Here is a 19,502-nt window from a genome sequence, read left to right as displayed (position 1 = left end):
TTAAAGGAACAATGACTTTCCCTTTTTTGTTTATAAATCCATATTTGTCTTTTTTTATTGCTAAACCGAGATCATCTTCGTTCCAATAAGTAATAGAATATTCAGGAAAATATTTTGCTTTTCCATTTTTAAAAAGCAGACCAGGAATACTGTCTTTCATTACATTTGCATAATCTCCTTTAAAATCTGAAGCATAATTAAATTCCGCAGTATTGAATATTTTCCCATCAGGATAAATAAAACCAAATTTTTCATTTTTTTCTTTTGTTGCAGTTGTTATCAGAAAATTCAGAATATCAGAATAATAATCTGCAACATTTTCAATAGGATATGAATTTATTTTTAAAAATTCTCTTTGTGAAACATCAGAATTTTGGTTTTGGGCATTTAGTATTACTGAAAATAATATAATAAATAGGGTAATTATTTTTTTCATATTATCAATTTTAAATCATTTTTTTTAACTATTTCTGCTAACTTTAAGACTCACTTCGGCATTAGATAAAAACTTCCCGTTTTCAATATCTTCAATACCTTTATCATTTTTTTTTTATGAAAATCGGATAAAGAACTTTCTTCAATTTCCCTTTGCTCAAAATCTAAACCAAGTGTTTGAAGCAAATTCTCTACTTCCAAAATGTCTTTTTTAGTTCTCGGTGTAAAAATGAATTGTCTTTTATTAAAAATTTTAGTTTCCATTTTTTAATTTCTTATCACATTTAATTAAAAAAAATTAATCTTAAAACTCTACCGAACCGGCGTTCGAAATTCCCCATAACCAAGCAATCCATCGTAATTTCTGCCAAAAGGTTGGTAATATAAAAATGCTTGATATAGATTTTCGGTTTGCCAAAAGCTCCCGTTGATCTCACCGAGATTCAAGGTGCCGTCTGGATTTTTGGTTGCTAAAATATAATTGTAAAAACCTTGTTTTAAATAAATTTTTGCGATGTACTTTTTCAACGTTTCATCGTAAATCATTTGGTTTTCTTTGCTTGCTTTAAAGTCATTAAAACCACCAACAACAAAAATCTCTTTATCTGTTTTTTCTGAATCTAAAGCGAAATAAACCCAGGAATAATCTGCTTCCCGGTCTGCATTTCTTTCGATTCCCAAATCATTTCGTCGGAAATAAAAAGCACCGTTCACGTCTGGCTGATATTGATAATTCATCGGAAAAGCCCAAACCGAATGCAAATAAGTATAATTAACTCCGTCTACATTTTCTGACTGTGCCACCATGTCAAAAGGCTGATTCATATTCTTATTATCAAAATAGTAAAATTCATTATTTCCCGGAAAAACCAAATTCATTTGTTGAAAAAGAATTTTATTTCCCAGCGAAGAACTTTGCTTTTGATTATAAACGCCCATGTTCCAATTATTATTTTGAATCACATTTAAAGTCAAAGAATTCAAATTAGAATTCATCGCAGAACCATTCCCAATCGCCTGCACTTCTACCCTTTGGTTCATTTGAGGATTTCTGGCATCTGAAGTTCTGGAAATATTTAGACCAACATTTGCTCCATCTTCCACGATACAAAATCTTTTGGTGAAAAGGGGTTTGCTCGCAGAATCCTGATAAACAATTAACTCAAAATTCCCTGAAATCTTAGGCTGAATTTTATCGTTCGGGAAAGCCAAAGTGTAATTGGTGTACGCTTGCAAAGTATTGAAAGAATACTGGAATTGATCGATCATTCCGTTCAAACTTCCATTGGCATATTCTGTAAAGAACAAACCGTCATCTTTCCAATTTCGATCAAAATGCTTTAAAGTATATCGATAAATGGTACTGGAATTCGACAAATCATCGAACTTTAAAATCAATTGTTCGTTGAAACCGATAACCGGCGTTTCGTCGTTGGTTTGTGGATTAAATAATTGGATACTGCGAATATTTTGTCCGAAAACAACTGCAAAAACGAGTAAAAAAAATGGTGTAAATTTCATATTCACGAAGATAACGAAATTTACGATAAATTGTTATTCGTTCAATTTTTCATTATCCTTAAAATCCTATTTTTGAAAATGAATTTTAATTAAAATCTTTTGCTGTCAACCAATTTTTATCGATAAAAAAAACCTGCATCAATATCGAAATATTGAAAACAGGCTTACAATCGTTTTATAGTCAAAAAGATAAAATGCTTTATAATTAACGCTTTTTATCTCGGTTTTTAAAGTTCAACCATTTCTGTTACTTCCACATCATATCCTCCAACCAAAGGTTTTTGACCGGTATTTTGCGTAATAACTCTAAATTTATTAATTCCTAAATTTTTCAAAATCTGGGTTCCGATTCCGTAATCGTGGAAGTTCGAAGCCAAAGTCGGTCGTTTTTCCTGACCATCTTGGAAATCCAAAAACTGCTGAAGTTTTCTCATTGTATTTTCGGAATTCGAAACATTATTAATAAAAATAATTGCCCCTTTTCCTTCGTCGTTAATCAATTTTGTTACTTTTTCCAGCAACGGTTTTTCACCGTTGGTCAGTCTGCTCAAAACATCGAAATAAGAATTTGACGCCTGAACCCGCACCAAAACAGGTTCGTTCTCCGCCCATTTTCCTTTCGTTAAAGCAAAGTGAATCTGATCCGTACTCGTTTCTTTGAAAGCGAAAAAGTCGAATTCACCGTAATGGGTTTTCACTTTTCGTTCTTCCAAACGCTCGATTAAATCTCCTTTCCTTAATTGATATTGAATTAAATCTTCAATAGAAACCAATTTCAAATCATGTTTTTTTGCCAATTCATACAACTCTGGAAGTCGCGCCATAGAACCATCATCATTCATAATTTCGCAAATCACGCCACCTTCCTGCAAGCCTGCTAATTTAGTCAAATCAATCGCGGCTTCGGTATGTCCAGCTCTTTTCAAAACACCACCTTTTTTCGCTCTCAACGGGAAAATATGTCCCGGACGCATAAAATCTGTGGGTTTGGTATTTTCGTCCATTAAGGCCAAAATTGTTTTGCTTCGATCGCTGGCAGAAATTCCCGTAGAAACGCCTTCGCCTAATAAATCGACAGAAACGGTAAAAGCTGTCTCTTTCGGATCGCTGCTTCTGGTCACCATAATATCTAGTCCTAACTCGTCGCAACGCTTTTCAGGAAGCGGTGTACAAATCAAACCACGACCGTAGATGGTCATAAAGTTGATAATTTCCGGCGTAGTTAATTCAGCCGCAGAAAGAAAATCTCCTTCATTTTCACGGTTTTCATCATCAACAACGATGATTATTTTTCCGTTTTTTAGATCCTCAATTGCTTCAGGAATCGTATTAAGTTGAATATCTGACATTTTACTTTTAGATTTTTGCAAAGATAGTTAGATTTATGGCAATCAACATAAACTCTCATTCAAATCATCAACTGCATTTCTAATGATTTCATAAGATTTCAGTCTTGCTTCATGTTCATAAATATGCGAAGTAATCATCAATTCATCTACTCTGAACCGTTTCTGAAACTCCTGCATTTCTTTTTTTATGGTTTCTTTACTTCCGACAAAACTATATTTTAACATATTTTGAACATGCATTTTTTCCATAGGATTCCAGATTTCATCCATATCATCAACTGGTGGAGCGTAAGGTTTTCTATCATTTCTCACCAAATTGACAAATGCCTGATAAAGTGTTGTCATTAATTTATTTGCTTCTTCATCAGTTTCTGCTGCAATTCCATTTACACAAGCAATCGTATAAGGTTCCGGAAATTCTTTGCTGGGCTGGTAATTTTGATGGTAAATTTCAAAAGCAGCTTCCATCATTTGTGGCGCAAAATGTCCCGCAAAAGCATAAGGCAAACCCAACTCTGCCGCTAACCAAGCACTATCTGTACTTGATCCCAAAATATAAATGGGAATATCGCAACCTTCACCTGGAATCGCTCTTACCAAACTTTCGGCATTTTCAACAGAAAAATATCGTTGCAATTCCTGAATTTGCTGTGGGAAATGTTGGTTGATATTCATTGGATTTCTGCCCAATGCTTTCGCAGTTAGTCCATCAGTTCCAGGCGCTCTACCAACTCCTAAATCAATTCTCCCCGGAAATAAACTTTCGAGCGTTCCGAACTGTTCCGCAATAACGAGCGAACTGTGATTGGGCAGCATAATTCCGCCAGAACCTACTCTTATTTTTTTTGTCCCATTGGCGATATATCCTATTAATACCGATGTTGCAGAACTTGCAATACTTGCCATATTGTGATGTTCAGCAAGCCAGAATCTTTTATAATTGATGTTTTCTGCAAATCTTGCTAAGTCTAAACTATCATTAAAAGTATCATGAATGGTTTTATATTGTTTGACTGGCGCTAAATCCAGCACAGAGATTTCAATTTTTTTCATTGTGATAAGATATGGAATCCGATTAATTTTTCAAAACAAATAAAGTTTAAATTAATGACACTTATTAGGTATTTGAATTTTTGCAATCTTGGATAATATTTTGCCTGCATTATGCAAATTTTATGCAAATTTGTATTTCATTGAAAAACATAAAAATGCGAAACGTTCTTGTTCTGATGATTTTACTTTTTGGTTCGAAATTATTTTCGCAACAAAATGGTGAGCATTCATCAGTACCCATTTATAATTTCCCGAAAATAAAATCATCGATTACAATGCCGGTGAAAATACCTTTATCTGAAATCGGGAATGTTATCAACAATTCGGTTCCTACTTTAATTTTCGAAGATGATTCTTATACCGATAACGACAATGATCAATTTAAAGTAAAAGTCTGGAAAACCCGTCCAATTCGTTTGGTTGGAGGAACCAAACAAAACTTACTCATCGAAGTTCCTTTGAAAATATGGGCAGAAAAAGGAATTGGAACATTGGGATTTTATAATTATCAAAACACTACTTTCGAGACAGTAATGTATTTCAATACCCAACTCACCTTTAATAATAATTGGACGATGGTGACCAAAACTTCGCCGATGGGTTTTAAATGGGTGACAAAACCAGTTCTCGATTATGGAAAAATTAAAGTACCGATAACGACTCTTGTAGAATCAAGTTTAAAAAAACAGCAAGCCGACTTCTGTAAAACTATTGATGAGATGATGTCGGAACAACTCAATTTTCAGCAATATGCAATCATGGCGTGGAACCAGTTTTCGCAGCCATTCAACGTTTCCGAAGATTACAATACTTGGCTGAAAATTACGCCAATAAGTGTGAATATTTCCCCTTTGATTTTTTACGGAAACCGAATTGATGTTAATATTGGAATTGATACTTACTCTGAAACTTTTACCGGGGAAAAAACCGCTTCTTCACCTTTGATAAGCACCATCGCAAATTTTAATTCAACACAGCAACTTCCAAACAATTTCTTGTTACAAACCACTGCGAATATTCCGTTTACTGAAGCGTCAGCGATTGCCGAAAAAACTTTTTTAGGAAAGGAATTTGATTTCCGAGAAGGAAAATCTAAAATTAAAATTTCCTCGATAAAAGTATATGGACAGGACGAACGAATTATAATTGAAGCCACTACAGAAGGCACAATTGAAGGGATTTCATATATTTCGGGAATTCCTATTTACGACGAACTGAAAAGAAAAATTGTGCTGAGTGACACCAAATTCAAACTCAAAACTGGAAATATTTTGATGAAAACGGCTACTTTATTATTTCAAAAGAAGATCGTAAAAATGATCGAGGAGGAATATGGCATCCCAACGGCAGAACTGGAAGATACAGCTAAGAAAAGCATTGAAGAAACCTTTAATAAAGAATATTACAAAGGCCTGAAAATGAAGGGAAAAGTTTTCAAACTAAAGCCTTCGAAAATTTTATTAAACCCATTGGGAATCACTGTAGTAATCGATACGGAAGCACAATTAGAATTATTGGTAAATGGTATGTGATTCAATAAAATAAATAATTTCAGTACATGACAAAAATTACAACCTGTTAAAAACCAAGCAATTAGGCTGTTTGAGGATTTATATAAATTATTGATATTCAATTAATTAGTAGATATTTACAATGCATTCTATTAATCACACGAACACTAGTCAAGGCAATAAAATTACAGTTGGCAGATAGGGAATTTATTGGACTTTTAGTGTTTTCAAATATGGTTTAAATTATTTGAATAATATTTTACCAAATCCATTTAACAAACTAAATATCAACGTTTTGCAATTTTCATCATGTACTTAGAAAAAAAATAGTAAAATTAAATTCTCCAAAAAAACAAATTAATTTAACATGTTCATTAAGTGGGAATTCTTTAATCTACGCTGATAAATCGGCAAATATTTGTCGATATAAATTCCTACCGCTTCATAATTGTTCGCTTTCACATAATAATTAATATCATCTGAGGAATACACAAACTGCAGAAAATTGTCGATAAGATTAACGGGGATTTTAAGATTCGAAAAATACGCTTCACCATAATAATTTTTAATATTGGTGACCGCCACATTCATTTTTTCATATTGCTGTGCGCGCTCCTGCTTTTTACGCTCCCCCGATAGGATGTCATAAATACTATCCAAGCCAAAGGTTAATCCCCCGCCAGAAAACCCTGCAACTGGAAGCTGGGTTGGCAATCCGTCCCCTTTAGGGGAAGGCAAACCAATCATTTTTTGCAATGCCAAAGTTTTTTCGCCGTTTTTCAAAGAACTCACATCTTTTCTAAGATTCCCCGTAGGTTTGAATTTGCTAATTACCACTTCTTGTATATCGTAGTAGGCGATTTTTAATTCTACAAAGTTTTTGCTGCTTTGAAGTTGTTCGGCAGTCACTTTAACGTCCGTACGATCGGTAACAATTGAAGTAAACCGAATAACATCTCCTGGCTTTGCAGGAATTTTGAAGGTGCCAAAATAATCGGTATGTACCGTATTATGAGCAGTAATATTGGTAACATATACTTGATTGAGATAATATACGGATTTATCTCTAATCAAAATTTCACCGGAAAAAAACTGGGACTGAACTTTAATTAAAATAAAAAAAGTGAGCAGTAAAAAATATTTTCTCATACCGTCGACAAAAGTAGATTATTTCCCACATATTACTCAATTATTTCCCTCGAACATTCGGTTAAATTTTGGTTAAACTATTTTAATTACTGTTAAAGTTATGACCTATCACAGCAAAACAAATTATTCGACTTACAAGATTGTAATAAAAAAAACAACAACCACTTTCATCATATTTTATTATTATTAAAGTACAATATAATAAAAAAAATCCCCGAGAAATTTCTCAGGGATAAATTAATATAAAAATAAAATTATTTTTTAATAAACTTCACTTGGTTTACCTGACCGTCATTATCAACAGCGATCATATAAACACCTTTCTGTAATTGAGAAACCTGCACTTTATTATCAATGATTTTCCCTCTAGATACAGCCTGACCAGCCATATTATAAACTGTATATGTTGCTTTATTGCCAACTTTAGAAATATTTAGCACATCAACTGCTGGATTAGGATAAGCCTGAATAGACTGCGCTTTCACATTATCATGTACCCCAAGAAAAGCAGACAAATTCACCGCATAATCTTCTACTTCTCCGTAGCTAAAAGTACCACAAGGTGTCAGTTGAGGATCGTTATATCTTAATGCCACTCTCATTCCCACAGTCTTGCTACCTGAATATGCATCAGCCGGAACAGAGAACGTATCAGTCACTGGAGTTAATTTATCTGCAGAAGATGAGACAATAATTTCATTATCATCAAAAGTACCGCTACGGTCGAAATCAATCCATACTGTTATTGCATCATTATATTGAGTACTAGGCCAAGTTTTGGCTACAGAAATCACGTTATTACTAGAACCTCTAGCCAGAGTGACCAAACGAGCTGTATCTGACATATAGTTGGAATAGTTGGAAGCACCAGACGTACTATTAACACCTGAAGCACCCTCTGCCGTAATTGTTACATTCGAAATATAACCACGGGTCGAATTACCAGTAGCAGCCAATGAACAGTAAGAAAGGGTTAAGGTAGTAAAGTTTGTCACTGCAGAATAAGTTCCAGTTGTACCTGAACATACAGAAGCGACCTCAACATTATATGTGGTAGCTTCATCTAAACCTGTCAGCGTATAAGCATTTGTAGTAACAGGAACATTAGTCCAGTTGGTATCATCTGCTTTTTTGTAACGAACAATATAACTTGCACTTGCGATAGGATCCCATCCAAACATCGCGGAAGAAGTAGTTACCGAAGAAACTGCAAAACCTACAGGAGCAGCTCCATTACAAGGAACAATTTCAGATACAGTTACCGAAGCTATTGTATAAAATACGTTTCCGATTGCAGATACTCTTACTTTGATAGTAGAATTTGTGGACAAAGTTGGGAAGCTGAAATTTTCACTACCGTCATTTGGTGTTGATTCTGCTAAAACTACCCAAGAAACTCCGTTATCTTTAGTATAATCAATTTTTACATTAGCCACGTTAAAAGGAGCAGCATTAGTTCCTACTACATCCCAAGTGAATGGCCCCGGAGCGTTGTTATACACTTTAGTAGAAGTAATTTTAAATGGTCCATTTGCATGTACCGTTACTTTTTGTAAAGCTTGCTGAGTTTGTTGTTGGGTAACATCTGCATTATTATCTCTCACGGTTACACGGAAACTAGAAGCTCTTGCTACAGATGAAACCGCTTCCCATCCATTAGGGTTACTTAGTACGCCCGACAGTACCGTTTCGAGTTTAGGGAAGAACCTTGTTGGATTAGCTGTTCCCATTATAGATCTGAAACTCGCACCAGCTGTGGTAGTCCCCAAATTATTTTTAGTAATAGCAACTGTTGCATTATCAACTTCTTCCCAAGTGTAAGTCATCGGATCATTTTCCGGATCCGTCGCTTGTGCCGTCAATACGAACGCTGTTCCTTTAGGAATAGTAACGTCTGGCATAGGCGTAATCACAGGGGGGCTATTTGTAATTGGAGTTTCAATATCACAAGTTTTAGCAGTCAAGTTAGCTTGCACCTGAATAATAGAATTAATATGGAAATAAGGATCAGAGTGCGGCTGAACATCAGTTGCTCCAGTAATACCAGCATACCCCATAATGGTTGACCCAGACCCCGGCTCTACATTTTGACCAGTTCCTTCAGTACTCATAGAGAAAGTATGATTTGCTCCTAATTGGTGACCCATTTCATGAGCTACATAATCGATGTCAAAATTATCACCAAATGGTTTTCCATCAGCTGGAGAAGTAAATCCTGAGCCCTTTGCCTTTGATGATGCATTTGCAGGATCCACACAAACACAACCGATACATCCTGCGTTTCCACCTCCGCCAGTCGCTCCGAATAGGTGACCAATATCATAAGCATTATTTCCAATAACGGCGGTCAGTGTTTTTTGAAGCTCCAAATTCCAGGTTCCACCTGAACCAGAAGAGGCAGGAGAATATGGATCGGTTGCTGGATCGGTATAAATTAACTCAGGAAAATCCTGAAGAATTAAGTGAAGACCAAAATCCTTTTCAAAAACAAAGTTTGAACGGGTCATTGTAGCATTAATAGCAGTAATCGCCCCAGCTACATCACCAAAATAACGGGTATATTCTCCGGTAACAGACATCGCCAAACGCATTGTTCTGTATTTTTTATCGGAAGATTTGCTAAAATCAGATGGATTATTACTAAATGAATTTCCTGACATATACAGTTTGTCAATTTCCTGCTTGGAAAGAGGAGACTCTTCAGTCGAACAAGCAAATGCTTTGTCCGCCTCAGATTTATTGGTTTTCGGGTGAACACCATAAACAGTTTTATCAGTATTCTGTGGTTCAATAAACTCATAAACTCCATTTTTCAAAATCATCGACTGAAAATCATTTGGAGCAACGCTGAATCTCACATAAGCAGTTGGATCATCAATACCCACTCCTACATAAGAACCTAACTTGTATCTATCTGCCAAAGACTTTACAACTACTGGCGCACTATAAACAGCAAATCTTTCAATTTTACCATTTAGGGTTGGTAATTTAATTTCCACAGGAACTGTACCCTTCCCAGTTTCTTGCGCATTGGCAAGTTTAGATCTCATGGCATTAAGATCTAATGAATAATAACTAGTAACATTCGACGTCGTACGCATTCTTTCACCTTTCATTGATGTTGGACTCCATTGTGCAATGGCTGCCGTGCTCATCAATCCACAAAGCAAAGAAGTAAAAATTTTCTTCATAAGATTAATTATTTTTTTTAAAGTAATAATCCCCCAAAAGTAATTTTTTTTTATTCAACAGCAAAATATAATCATCAAAAACAAGAGGATTCCATAGAAAACAAGACAACAATATCAAAAATAAATTATCACATTCAAAACATTTAAACCAAATAAATACAAAAGAATTAATACCTAAAAAACAATTAAGAAATTATTTTTAAAAAGAAGCACCTAAAATTACTGGGAAAGCATCCGTTAGAGCAGATATTTTTAGCTTTTTTTAAAAATGATAAGCAATATTCCAAGAAAATCCAATATTAAATTTAGCAGAACTTCTTCCAAATCCTGGGACAATCATTGGCTTTATCTCATCTTGAGTGGTAGAAAACACCAAATATCTAGGTTGCGCAATAGCTTCAATATAAAAAGGAGAATCAAACAACTGTACTCTTCCACCAATATTAATCTCCATCCAATAAGAACTTTGCGAAGATTCTGGGAATGCTTGAGACGCATCGCTTCCACCAAATCCGCGAATGGGAATCGCTTTATATTCCTGATTATAAAAAGAGCCTGCTATTTTTCCGCCAACAAAAAATCCATTCATAGGATTTTCTTGATCGTATGCTAGCATATAAAGTGTTCCTAACTTTAAGAATGATCCGCTGACCACAGCATCATAACCGTTTTTTTGATAAATATTCTTTTCAAAACCAGCATCTACAACAGCATACCAATTTCCTTTTACCTTTGAAGAAACAAAACCCTGGAATAATTTTCGATCTGAAAAAGCACCAATTCCTGCATTTAAAACATCAAAACCTACTAAGAAATTAGGCTCATATTTCCATTGAATTTTAAGAGAATCCTGTTTCTTTTGAGCAAAAATAATCACTAAAAGAAAACTAAAAAAGAAGGTAAAGATGCGTTTTGCTTTCATCGATGATTTGGGTTTGATTTTGTTCTACTCCTAAAACCGCACTGGGCACTTCCAGCACGGAGTTTACATTTTGATACCGTTTTTTTATTCCACACGCTGGCGAAACATATTCTGAAGACGTGGTGTAATTTATTTTAATTTCTGAATTTACGGCAGTTCTCGAAATTCCTACATACATCTTGGTAAACGGTGTTTCATCTACTCGCAAAGGAATTAAAACGGAATCGGTTTTTACAATACTGCCAAAGACCGCAACCGGACCTGTCCCATAATCGACCGCAATGAAAAGTGAATCCATTGATTTCATTTTTCCAGTAGCTTTGGTCTTAAATTTAATCTTCATACGCGGCGTTGCTTCACCGCTGATACAAATATCATCATCACTTCCGCAGGAAAATAGAGAAAGAAGGAATAGTGAAATAAAAATTATTTTCAAGAATTTCATCAATCAAATTTAATTAAATCTTTACTAAAAGTGCAATATTTTCAACGTGATGCGTTTGCGGAAACATATCTACTGGCAAAATTTTCACCAATTGATAGTGATCTTTCATTAAGGCTAAATCTCTGGCTTGAGTTGCTGAATTACAACTTACATAAACGATTTTTTCCGGTGCGATTTTCAGAATCTGCTCAACCACTTTTTGATGCATTCCGTCTCTTGGTGGATCGGTAATCAACACATCTGCTTTCGGATGTTGTGCGATAAATTCATCATTGAAAATATCTTTCATGTCACCGCAATAAAAAGTACAGTTGGTTAATCCATTCAATTCTGCGTGCTCTTTCGCCGCATCAATTGATTCTTGAACTGATTCAATTCCGATGACTTGTTTTGCTTTTCTAGCAACGTATTGTGCAATCGTTCCGGTTCCGGTATATAAATCATAAACCACCTCATCGCCTTTTAAGTCTGCAAATTCTAAAGTTTTGGCATACAGATTTAAAGCCTGCTTATAATTCGTTTGGAAAAAAGATTTTGGTCCTATTTTAAATTTCAAACCTTCCATTTCTTCCATTAAAAATCCTTCACCGAAATAAGTCTGAACATCCTGATCATACAATGAATCATTCTGTTTTGCATTAATACAGAAAAGTAAAGTTTTAATCTGCGGAAATTCACTCAACATAAAGTCAAATAACTTCTGCTGATTTTCTTTCTCTTCGCGGAATAACTGGAAAAGAACCATCCACTCCCCTTTTGAATTCTGGCGGAACATTACGGTTCTTAAAAAACCTTCCTGATTTCTGACATCAAAAAACGCTAACCCATTTTCTACCGCATGTTTTTTAATAGCCAATCGCATTGCATTCGAAGGGTCTTCTTGCAGGAAACATTCTTTCAAATCCAGAATCTTGCTCCACATTCCCGGAATATGAAATCCTAAAGCATCTCTGTTGCCAAAATTTTCTTCGGAACTAATTTCATATTGAGTGAGCCAACGCGCATTAGAAAAAGAAAACTCCATTTTATTGCGATAGAAATAATGTTCCTCGCTTCCGAGAATTGGCATGGTTTCGAAATCTTCAATCCCTGCAATTCTTTTAATATGATTATAAACTTCGTCTTGTTTAAATTCCAGTTGTTTTTCATAAGAAAGATTCTGCCATTTGCAACCACCACAAACACCGAAGTGAACGCATTTTGGCTCCACACGGAAAGGTGATTTCTCTACAATCTCAATCATTTCTGCTTCGAAGTAATTGGATTTTGATTTTTTTACGCGGGCATTTACAATATCTCCGGGAACCGCGCCAGAAACCAAAACGGTTTTTCCTTCATCGGTTCTTCCTACAGCAACGCCTTTTGAACCGGCAGAAACCAATTTGATATTTTCTAAAACAATATTTTTATTTCTCTTTCTCATGACAATTAATCTGAACGCAAAAGTAAGGTTTTAAAATAAAAAAAACGGAAGTTTTCCCGCTTAGTCGTTTTTAATTATTGGTTTTGTGCTCTTTATAATCTAAATTTTATTGGCTATATAATAATCTCTATTTTTCAAGTAAAACAATCCTGAAAGAGAACCTAAAAACAAAAACGACATCGTCCACAAAAATCTGGTCGAAAGGTTATTTTTAAAGACATCAATAATGAGAACGACCGTTGCCAAAAAGTTAGCAATTAATCCAGCGTACATCAAGACTAGACCAAGATTATAAGTAATCCCCAAACTTTCTAAATTAAGAGTTACCGAGAAAACAGTGAAAATTAATCCAAATATGGCGATAGGATACAGGGTGTTTTTAGGAATAAGGAGTTTTGAATTCATCATAAAATTTTTATTAAATATAAAAAAATTCCTGCCATAAAATGACAGGAATATATTTTGAACAATCGTAGGATTATTTAGTTTCAGGCATTGGTGGCTGAACTAAATCATTTTGCAATGTTGCTTCTGGTGCAGCAGGTGCTTTCAGTCCTGTAAATTTATCAAGAGTTGTTACCAATTCCGGATCACCCAAATTAAAGAAAAACTTGCTGCCAACTTTTCCTTCTTTATCGATTACCATAAAAGATGGAAGTTTGAAACCGTAGATCCCTAAGTCTTTAGCAATCTGAGAATTCATACCGCCTTCAGCGTAAGCATTAATTCCTGGAAGTCCTAGAAGCATCGCTTTGTTGGTTTTGGTAAATTGATCTTTGGTGTCATCTAAATTCACATAGATAAAATCCATTTTTGATTTGTAAAAGTTGGTGATTTCTTTTAACACTGGAATGGTGGCTTCATTAATATACGGATTCCAAGAAGCATAAAACATTACTAAAGCTGGTTTTGTTTTGTTCTCGGCTAATTGATAAGCGCTACCATCTTCTTTTACCAATTTTGCAGAAGTAATCGATTCACCCATTTTTGGTCCAGAAAGCACGAATTGAATATGCTCTAAATCTTTTTTAATAACTGGATCTTTAATTTTATCCTGAATCAGTTTATTTATTTTCGCAGCATTCTCAGGCGTCGTTGAAGGATTGATATCACTGTTTGACATTACAAATGCTAACAAATAATCTTTCTCCAACTGTGACATCTCTTTTTTGGTATCCAAAAAGTTAGAAAATAAAACGGAAGAAGTTTCTAGACCAGATTTATTATTAGCCTCTGCATAAGTTTGGAAATCCTTACTTAATTTACCCAATAAATAATTTCTATAGATTGGTTGATTTTTCAACATTCTATCTTTATTTTTATCCAATTTCGCTTCAGCATCAGCAAAGTTTTTAGAAACTTTAAAATCTGGTTTCCCAGTTGCTTGGGCATGATTCATTTCGTATTGGCTCATCAATCCAAGAATACTTGCATTCAATTCATCTTTTTTCCATTGAACTGCATCACTATCTGGGGATGTTTTTTTGGCAGCAGCATCAATACGGCTTTCTAAATCAGTTCTAATTTTTTCAACTTCTTTTAAAAATGTAGCTTCATCTTTGGACACTAATTCACCAACATTTATTTTTCCTGCATATTCCTGGATTGCAGCTAATGATTCCTGGATGAAGTCATTATTTTTCTTCGCATCGCCGGTTACTGTAAATTTTGCAGGGAAAACGTCTGCCTGTCCTGAAATGTTTACCTTCTGACCTCCTTTAAGATAAATCATAGCCTGTTTACCTGCATAAGTCATTATATACATACCGTCTTTCGGAGCCTCGAAGCTTCCGGAAAAGCTTCCTTTGCTGTCTACTCCAATATTTACCAACGGAAGTGTCGCTACGCCAGAGGCTTCTATAAATTCAATTCTTTCTAATGGTGATCCACCGGCAAAATTACCGGAAACCTCCACTTTTTTTGAACATGACATTGCAACGAATGCAACCAATAGCATTATAAAATACTTACTCATCTTTATTGTTTTATTTATTTTAAATTAAAATAGGCAAACCCGCAATTATCTGGGTTTATAAATTGCGACAAAAATAAGGTTTTCGCAGAGTTATTAAAAATTTATTGTTAAGATTTGGGAAAGTTTAACAAAGAAAAACTGCCTTCATTTCTGAAAGCAGTTTTTTATGTTTGTTAAAATAATTTTAACCTTGATCTACACTTGCTGAAAAATATTCTCTGTTCATTCTTGCGATTACTTCTAAAGAAATTCCTTTCGGACATTCTACTTCACAAGCACCTGTATTTGAACAATTCCCAAATCCTTCTTCATCCATCGCTTTCACCATATTCAGCACTCTTCGTTTTGCCTCTACTCTACCTTGTGGAAGTAACGCAAACTGAGAAACTTTAGCACCAACAAATAATGATGCTGCTCCGTTTTTACAAGTTGCAACACAAGCTCCACAACCGATACAAGCTGCAGCATCCATTGCGCTATCTGCGTCTTCTTTCGGAACCAAAATGGCGTTGGCATCCAATGTATTCCCAGAAGTATTTACAGAAATAAATCCTCCTGCTGCCATTACTCTTTCGAAAGCACTTCTGTCAACCACTAAATCTTTAATGATTGGGAAAGCAGCACTTCTCCAAGGTTCGATGTGAATTGTTTCGCCATCCTTGAACATTCTCATGTGCAATTGGCAAGTGGTGATTCCTGTATCTGGTCCGTGCGGACGTCCATTGATATACAATGAACACATTCCACAAATCCCTTCTCGACAATCGTGATCAAAAGCAATTGACTCCTGACCTTCATTGATAAGGTTTTCGTTGAGCATATCCAACATTTCCAGGAATGAAGAATCCGTAGAAACGTCGGAGATTTTGTAAGTCTCAAACTGTCCTTTTGTTTTATTATTTTTCTGTCTCCAAATTTTCAGAGTCAGGTTTAATCCTTTTTGTGCACTCATATTATTAACTTTATTGGAGATTATTTATAACTTCTTGTTTTAACTTCGATATTTTCATAAATCAGATCTTCCTTATGCATGGTTTCCTGATTAATATCGTCTCCCTGATATTCCCAAGCTGCAACATATTTGAAATGCTCATCATCTCTTTCCGCTTCACCTTCTGGTGTTGCGTGATCCCAACGGAAATGTCCTCCACAAGATTCTTCTCTTGCCAAAGCATCTTTAGCCATTAACTGACCTAACTCCAAGAAATCTGCAACTCTGAAAGCTTTTTCAAGCTCCATATTCATTTCGTTTGCATCTCCCGGAACTCTTACATCTGCCCAGAATTCTTTTCTTACTGCTTCGATTTCATGAATCGCTTCCTGTAAACCTTCTGGAGTTCTTCCCATTCCAACTTTGTTCCACATGATGTGCCCCAGTTTTTTATGGAAATAATCTACACTGTGTTTTCCGTTATTCGTCATAAAGAAGTTCACTTTATCTTGAATTCCTTTTTCAGCAACATCAAAAGCAACACTGTTAGTCGGAATCTCTCCGGTTCTAATATCTGCAGCAAGATAATCTGCAATGGTATAAGGAAGAACGAAATATCCGTCTGCCAAGCCTTGCATCAATGCAGACGCACCCAATCTGTTTGCGCCGTGATCAGAGAAATTCGCTTCACCAATAACGAAACATCCCGGGATGGTCGATTGTAAATTATAATCTACCCAAACTCCACCCATCGTATAGTGAACCGCTGGATAAATTTTCATGGGAGTTACATAAGGATTGTCTGCAGTAATTTTTTCATACATCACGAAAAGGTTTCCGTATTTCTCTTCAATCCAAGCTTTACCTAGGTCATAAATCTGCTGTTCTGAAGGATTGTGAAGGTTTTTCTCGATTGCAGCTTCTTTCCCTTTCTTCTGAATTTCAGTAGAGAAATCCAAATACACTCCTTCTTTAGTATCGTTATTTTCAATTCCGTAACCAGCATCACATCTTTCTTTCGCAGCTCTAGAAGCAACGTCTCTTGGAACTAAGTTACCAAATGCTGGATATCTTCTTTCTAAATAATAATCGCGATTTTCATGAGGAATATTTTCAGGTCTTAATTTACCTTCGCGAATTGCTACCGCATCTTCTATATTTTTCGGAACCCAGATTCTTCCAGAATTTCTTAACGATTCTGACATTAAAGTCAATTTAGATTGTGCCGTTCCATGTACCGGAATACAAGTTGGGTGAATTTGCACATAACAAGGATTTGCAAAATACGCTCCTTTTTTATGAATTTTCCAAGCCGCAGAAACGTTAGATCCCATCGCATTGGTCGAAAGAAAATAAACATTTCCATAACCACCGGAAGCAATTACTACAGCGTGAGCAGAGTGTCTTTCGATTTCTCCTGTTACTAAATTTCTAGCAATAATTCCTCTTGCTTTTCCATCAACGATTACTAAATCTAGCATTTCGTGACGGTTGTGCATTTTAATTCTTCCTTTACCGATTTGTCGGCTCATTGCAGAATAGGCACCTAATAATAACTGTTGTCCTGTTTGTCCTTTTGCGTAAAAAGTTCTTTTTACCTGAACTCCACCGAAAGAACGGTTGTCTAATTGGCCACCATATTCTCTTCCGAATGGTACACCTTGCGCAACACATTGGTCGATAATACTTGCAGAAACCTCAGCAAGTCTGTATACGTTTGCTTCTCTTGAACGGTAATCTCCACCTTTGATGGTATCGTAAAACAATCTATAAGTCGAGTCACCATCTCCCTGATAATTTTTCGCAGCATTAATCCCACCTTGTGCAGCAATCGAGTGCGCCCTTCTTGGTGAATCTTGGTAACAAAATGCTTTTACGTTATACCCTTGCTCCGCTAATGTTGCAGCAGCAGAACCTCCTGCTAAACCAGTTCCCACAACAATGATATCAATTTTATCACGGTTGTTTGGCGAAACCAAGTTCATATGATCTTTATGATTTTTCCATTTGTCCGCTAAAGGACCTGCCGGAATTTTTGAATCTAATTTGCTCATTTTTAGAAATTTTAAATTTTAGATTTTAAATTTTAATGTCGATATAAAATTTAAAATTTATTGAGTTACATAATGAAAAACAGCGACAAGTATAAAGCCAGCAGGAATAAGGATTGAATACCAAGTTCCTAAAGCCTTAATCATCGGTGTGTATTTCGGATGTCTCGCACCAATTGACTGAAAAGACGATTGGAATCCGTGTGCTAAATGCAGTCCTAATAATACAAAAGCAACCACATAGAAAATTACTCTTCCGATGTTACCGAACTGTGCATGAAGTTCCGGCCAATACCTTGCTTCATCACGAACACTTCCTACAACATATTTGTAGTCCATTTCGTGCCACCAAAAATCATACATGTGTAAGCCTAAAAATGCTAAAACCACAACTCCTGAAAGAAGCATGTTACGAGACATCCAGGTAGAATTAGAAGAACGATTGTTCATTCCATACTTTATAGGTCTTGAATTATTGTTCTTAATTTCAAGAATAAAGCCCATTACAAAGTGAAAAATAACTGCAAAACCAAGTACTGGCTGCATTAAAAATTGAATAAAAGGGTTGTAACCCATAAACTCCGATGCGGAATTGAATGCATCTTTACTAATAACTGATAGTAAATTGACCGAAAGGTGCATAATTAGGAAAATGAGCAAAAACATTGCAGATAATGCCATTGCGTACTTTCTTCCAATAGAAGAACTTGTTAATCCTGCCATAATTAATTTTTAAAATGAATTTCCACAAAGTTAAAAAAATGTTAAGGTATATCGAGATGAGAAAGATCAGAATCCTTTAGTTTGTAATCCTTCTAAATAAGAAGCAACTCGAATCAAGAATCACAACTCGAATTTAATGCAATACAAAATCCTATTTTAATCGATAATTACTCCCATTTATTTCTACTTTTTCTACTTCATTCGGGATTTTCTTAATTTCAAAATTTTTGGTTCTTCGTGAAGTAAGATACGGCTCTATCACATACTTTTCAATTTTCTCTGGATTAGAATTTTCTTTCAAAATAAATTGAACTTTACTTTCGTTTTTCACAGAAATTATTTTTTCCTTAAAATATTGATGTTCCAAAATTTCATCCATTTCATTTGCTTTAAAATTCAACAAAAATCGCAGCGCCACAAATGTTAAAACAAAATAAGCAACCCGAGAAACATTTTTAATATTGAATTTCAAAACCGCAAATCTTAAAAACCAAACAATCAATAAAGCCACAAAAACCTCCAACAAAGTCATCGGAATCATTTTATAGAAAGCAAAATCCAAATCTGCAAAAAAATGAATGAGCTTTAGAGTTGCCGTTACCACCCAATCATAAACAAAATCGAGCCACCAAAAATGTATGGAAGCACTGATGAGCAAAGTCATTACTAAAGAAAAAATAATCACGATTTCTGAAAACGGAATGATAACCAAATTCGCTATAATTGAAATAAACGAATATTGATGAAAATAATAAATCACCAACGGAAGCGTTGCAATTTGCGCCGAAACACTCACTGAAAAAACGTTTACCATGAAATTCTG

The 19,502-nt window shown here is 35.1% G+C and carries 17 protein-coding genes; 1 reads left to right on the top strand and 16 read right to left on the bottom strand.

Translation table 11 applies throughout. From position 1 onward, the window contains the following. The 5 genes from WBY99_RS11360 to WBY99_RS11340 form a co-directional block, all read right to left on the bottom strand. On the bottom strand, positions 1-436 hold a 436-nt coding region (locus tag WBY99_RS11360), incomplete at its 3' end, for a hypothetical protein (RefSeq protein ID WP_423976450.1). A 50-nt stretch (positions 437-486) separates the two neighbouring features. Then, positions 487-699 carry a hypothetical protein gene (locus WBY99_RS11355; RefSeq protein ID WP_423976449.1) on the bottom strand — a complete coding sequence of 71 codons (213 nt, stop codon included), beginning with the start codon at positions 697-699 and terminating at the stop codon, positions 487-489. Positions 700-747: 48 nt separating this feature from the next. Continuing rightward, entirely contained in the window at positions 748-1,956 is a 1,209-nt protein-coding gene (locus WBY99_RS11350) for a type IX secretion system plug protein domain-containing protein (RefSeq protein WP_423976448.1), read from the bottom strand. A gap of 227 nt (positions 1,957-2,183) precedes the next feature. Then, complete coding sequence (gene ribB, locus WBY99_RS11345) at positions 2,184-3,305, bottom strand: 3,4-dihydroxy-2-butanone-4-phosphate synthase (protein ID WP_423976447.1); 1,122 nt, start codon at positions 3,303-3,305, stop codon at positions 2,184-2,186. Positions 3,306-3,347: 42 nt separating this feature from the next. Beyond that, on the bottom strand, positions 3,348-4,358 hold the full coding sequence (locus tag WBY99_RS11340) for an LLM class flavin-dependent oxidoreductase (protein ID WP_423976446.1): 1,011 nt from the start codon (positions 4,356-4,358) through the stop codon (positions 3,348-3,350). Between the two features lie 155 nt (positions 4,359-4,513). Between WBY99_RS11340 and WBY99_RS11335 the strand changes: the two genes are divergently transcribed. After that, positions 4,514-5,890 carry a DUF4403 family protein gene (locus tag WBY99_RS11335; RefSeq protein WP_423976445.1) on the top strand — a complete coding sequence of 459 codons (1,377 nt, stop codon included), beginning with the start codon at positions 4,514-4,516 and terminating at the stop codon, positions 5,888-5,890. 336 nt (positions 5,891-6,226) lie between these two features. On the opposite strand, the gene WBY99_RS11330 is transcribed toward WBY99_RS11335, so the two are convergent. The 11 genes from WBY99_RS11330 to WBY99_RS11280 all read right to left on the bottom strand — a co-directional run. Continuing rightward, positions 6,227-6,943 (bottom strand): hypothetical protein, encoded by a 717-nt coding sequence (locus WBY99_RS11330; protein ID WP_423976444.1) that lies wholly within the window; start codon positions 6,941-6,943, stop codon positions 6,227-6,229. A 329-nt stretch (positions 6,944-7,272) separates the two neighbouring features. Further along, entirely contained in the window at positions 7,273-10,173 is a 2,901-nt protein-coding gene (locus tag WBY99_RS11325; protein WP_423976443.1) for a reprolysin-like metallopeptidase, read from the bottom strand. Positions 10,174-10,471: 298 nt separating this feature from the next. Further along, a complete protein-coding gene (locus WBY99_RS11320) occupies positions 10,472-11,131 on the bottom strand; it encodes a DUF6048 family protein (RefSeq protein WP_423976442.1) in 660 nt (219 codons plus the stop codon). Then, positions 11,097-11,576 carry a DUF6452 family protein gene (locus tag WBY99_RS11315; protein WP_423976441.1) on the bottom strand — a complete coding sequence of 160 codons (480 nt, stop codon included), beginning with the start codon at positions 11,574-11,576 and terminating at the stop codon, positions 11,097-11,099. The genes WBY99_RS11320 and WBY99_RS11315 overlap by 35 nt, the downstream gene beginning before the upstream one ends. A gap of 13 nt (positions 11,577-11,589) precedes the next feature. Further along, positions 11,590-12,999, bottom strand: coding sequence for a 23S rRNA (uracil(1939)-C(5))-methyltransferase RlmD (rlmD, locus tag WBY99_RS11310; protein ID WP_423976440.1), 1,410 nt, complete (start codon positions 12,997-12,999; stop codon positions 11,590-11,592). A gap of 99 nt (positions 13,000-13,098) precedes the next feature. Beyond that, the gene (locus WBY99_RS11305) at positions 13,099-13,404 is read right to left on the bottom strand and encodes a hypothetical protein (RefSeq protein ID WP_423976439.1); all 306 of its coding nucleotides are present in this window, start codon (positions 13,402-13,404) and stop codon (positions 13,099-13,101) included. Between the two features lie 73 nt (positions 13,405-13,477). Further along, on the bottom strand, positions 13,478-14,974 hold the full coding sequence (locus tag WBY99_RS11300; RefSeq protein ID WP_423976438.1) for a TlpA family protein disulfide reductase: 1,497 nt from the start codon (positions 14,972-14,974) through the stop codon (positions 13,478-13,480). Positions 14,975-15,158: 184 nt separating this feature from the next. Further along, complete coding sequence (locus tag WBY99_RS11295; protein ID WP_423976437.1) at positions 15,159-15,926, bottom strand: succinate dehydrogenase/fumarate reductase iron-sulfur subunit; 768 nt, start codon at positions 15,924-15,926, stop codon at positions 15,159-15,161. Positions 15,927-15,946: 20 nt separating this feature from the next. Then, a complete protein-coding gene (locus WBY99_RS11290) occupies positions 15,947-17,959 on the bottom strand; it encodes a fumarate reductase/succinate dehydrogenase flavoprotein subunit (RefSeq protein WP_423976436.1) in 2,013 nt (670 codons plus the stop codon). A 57-nt stretch (positions 17,960-18,016) separates the two neighbouring features. Next, positions 18,017-18,679, bottom strand: a complete 663-nt coding sequence (locus WBY99_RS11285) for a succinate dehydrogenase cytochrome b subunit (RefSeq protein ID WP_423976435.1) — start codon at positions 18,677-18,679, stop codon at positions 18,017-18,019. A 151-nt stretch (positions 18,680-18,830) separates the two neighbouring features. Continuing rightward, positions 18,831-19,502: ComEC/Rec2 family competence protein (locus WBY99_RS11280; protein WP_423976434.1), on the bottom strand; the 672-nt coding region annotated here is incomplete at its 5' end.

The organism is Kaistella sp., from assembly GCF_049588135.1.
GTDB lineage: Bacteria > Bacteroidota > Bacteroidia > Flavobacteriales > Weeksellaceae > Kaistella.
The sequence above is the reverse complement of the archived record's forward strand: the minus strand, read 5'-3'. Positions and strand labels throughout refer to the sequence as shown.

Excerpts from the sequence above, each read along its gene's own strand:
- WBY99_RS11355 (WP_423976449.1), bottom strand. The coding sequence starts at position 699 with ATGGAAACTAAAATTTTTAATAAAAGACAATTCATTTTTACACCGAGA.
- WBY99_RS11350 (WP_423976448.1), bottom strand. The coding sequence starts at position 1,956 with ATGAAATTTACACCATTTTTTTTACTCGTTTTTGCAGTTGTTTTCGGA.
- ribB (WP_423976447.1), bottom strand. The coding sequence starts at position 3,305 with ATGTCAGATATTCAACTTAATACGATTCCTGAAGCAATTGAGGATCTA.
- WBY99_RS11340 (WP_423976446.1), bottom strand. The coding sequence starts at position 4,358 with ATGAAAAAAATTGAAATCTCTGTGCTGGATTTAGCGCCAGTCAAACAA.
- WBY99_RS11335 (WP_423976445.1), top strand. The coding sequence starts at position 4,514 with ATGCGAAACGTTCTTGTTCTGATGATTTTACTTTTTGGTTCGAAATTA.
- WBY99_RS11325 (WP_423976443.1), bottom strand. The coding sequence starts at position 10,173 with ATGAGCACGGCAGCCATTGCACAATGGAGTCCAACATCAATGAAAGGT.
- WBY99_RS11320 (WP_423976442.1), bottom strand. The coding sequence starts at position 11,131 with ATGAAAGCAAAACGCATCTTTACCTTCTTTTTTAGTTTTCTTTTAGTG.
- WBY99_RS11315 (WP_423976441.1), bottom strand. The coding sequence starts at position 11,576 with ATGAAATTCTTGAAAATAATTTTTATTTCACTATTCCTTCTTTCTCTA.
- rlmD (WP_423976440.1), bottom strand. The coding sequence starts at position 12,999 with ATGAGAAAGAGAAATAAAAATATTGTTTTAGAAAATATCAAATTGGTT.
- WBY99_RS11305 (WP_423976439.1), bottom strand. The coding sequence starts at position 13,404 with ATGAATTCAAAACTCCTTATTCCTAAAAACACCCTGTATCCTATCGCC.
- WBY99_RS11300 (WP_423976438.1), bottom strand. The coding sequence starts at position 14,974 with ATGAGTAAGTATTTTATAATGCTATTGGTTGCATTCGTTGCAATGTCA.
- WBY99_RS11295 (WP_423976437.1), bottom strand. The coding sequence starts at position 15,926 with ATGAGTGCACAAAAAGGATTAAACCTGACTCTGAAAATTTGGAGACAG.
- WBY99_RS11290 (WP_423976436.1), bottom strand. The coding sequence starts at position 17,959 with ATGAGCAAATTAGATTCAAAAATTCCGGCAGGTCCTTTAGCGGACAAA.
- WBY99_RS11285 (WP_423976435.1), bottom strand. The coding sequence starts at position 18,679 with ATGGCAGGATTAACAAGTTCTTCTATTGGAAGAAAGTACGCAATGGCA.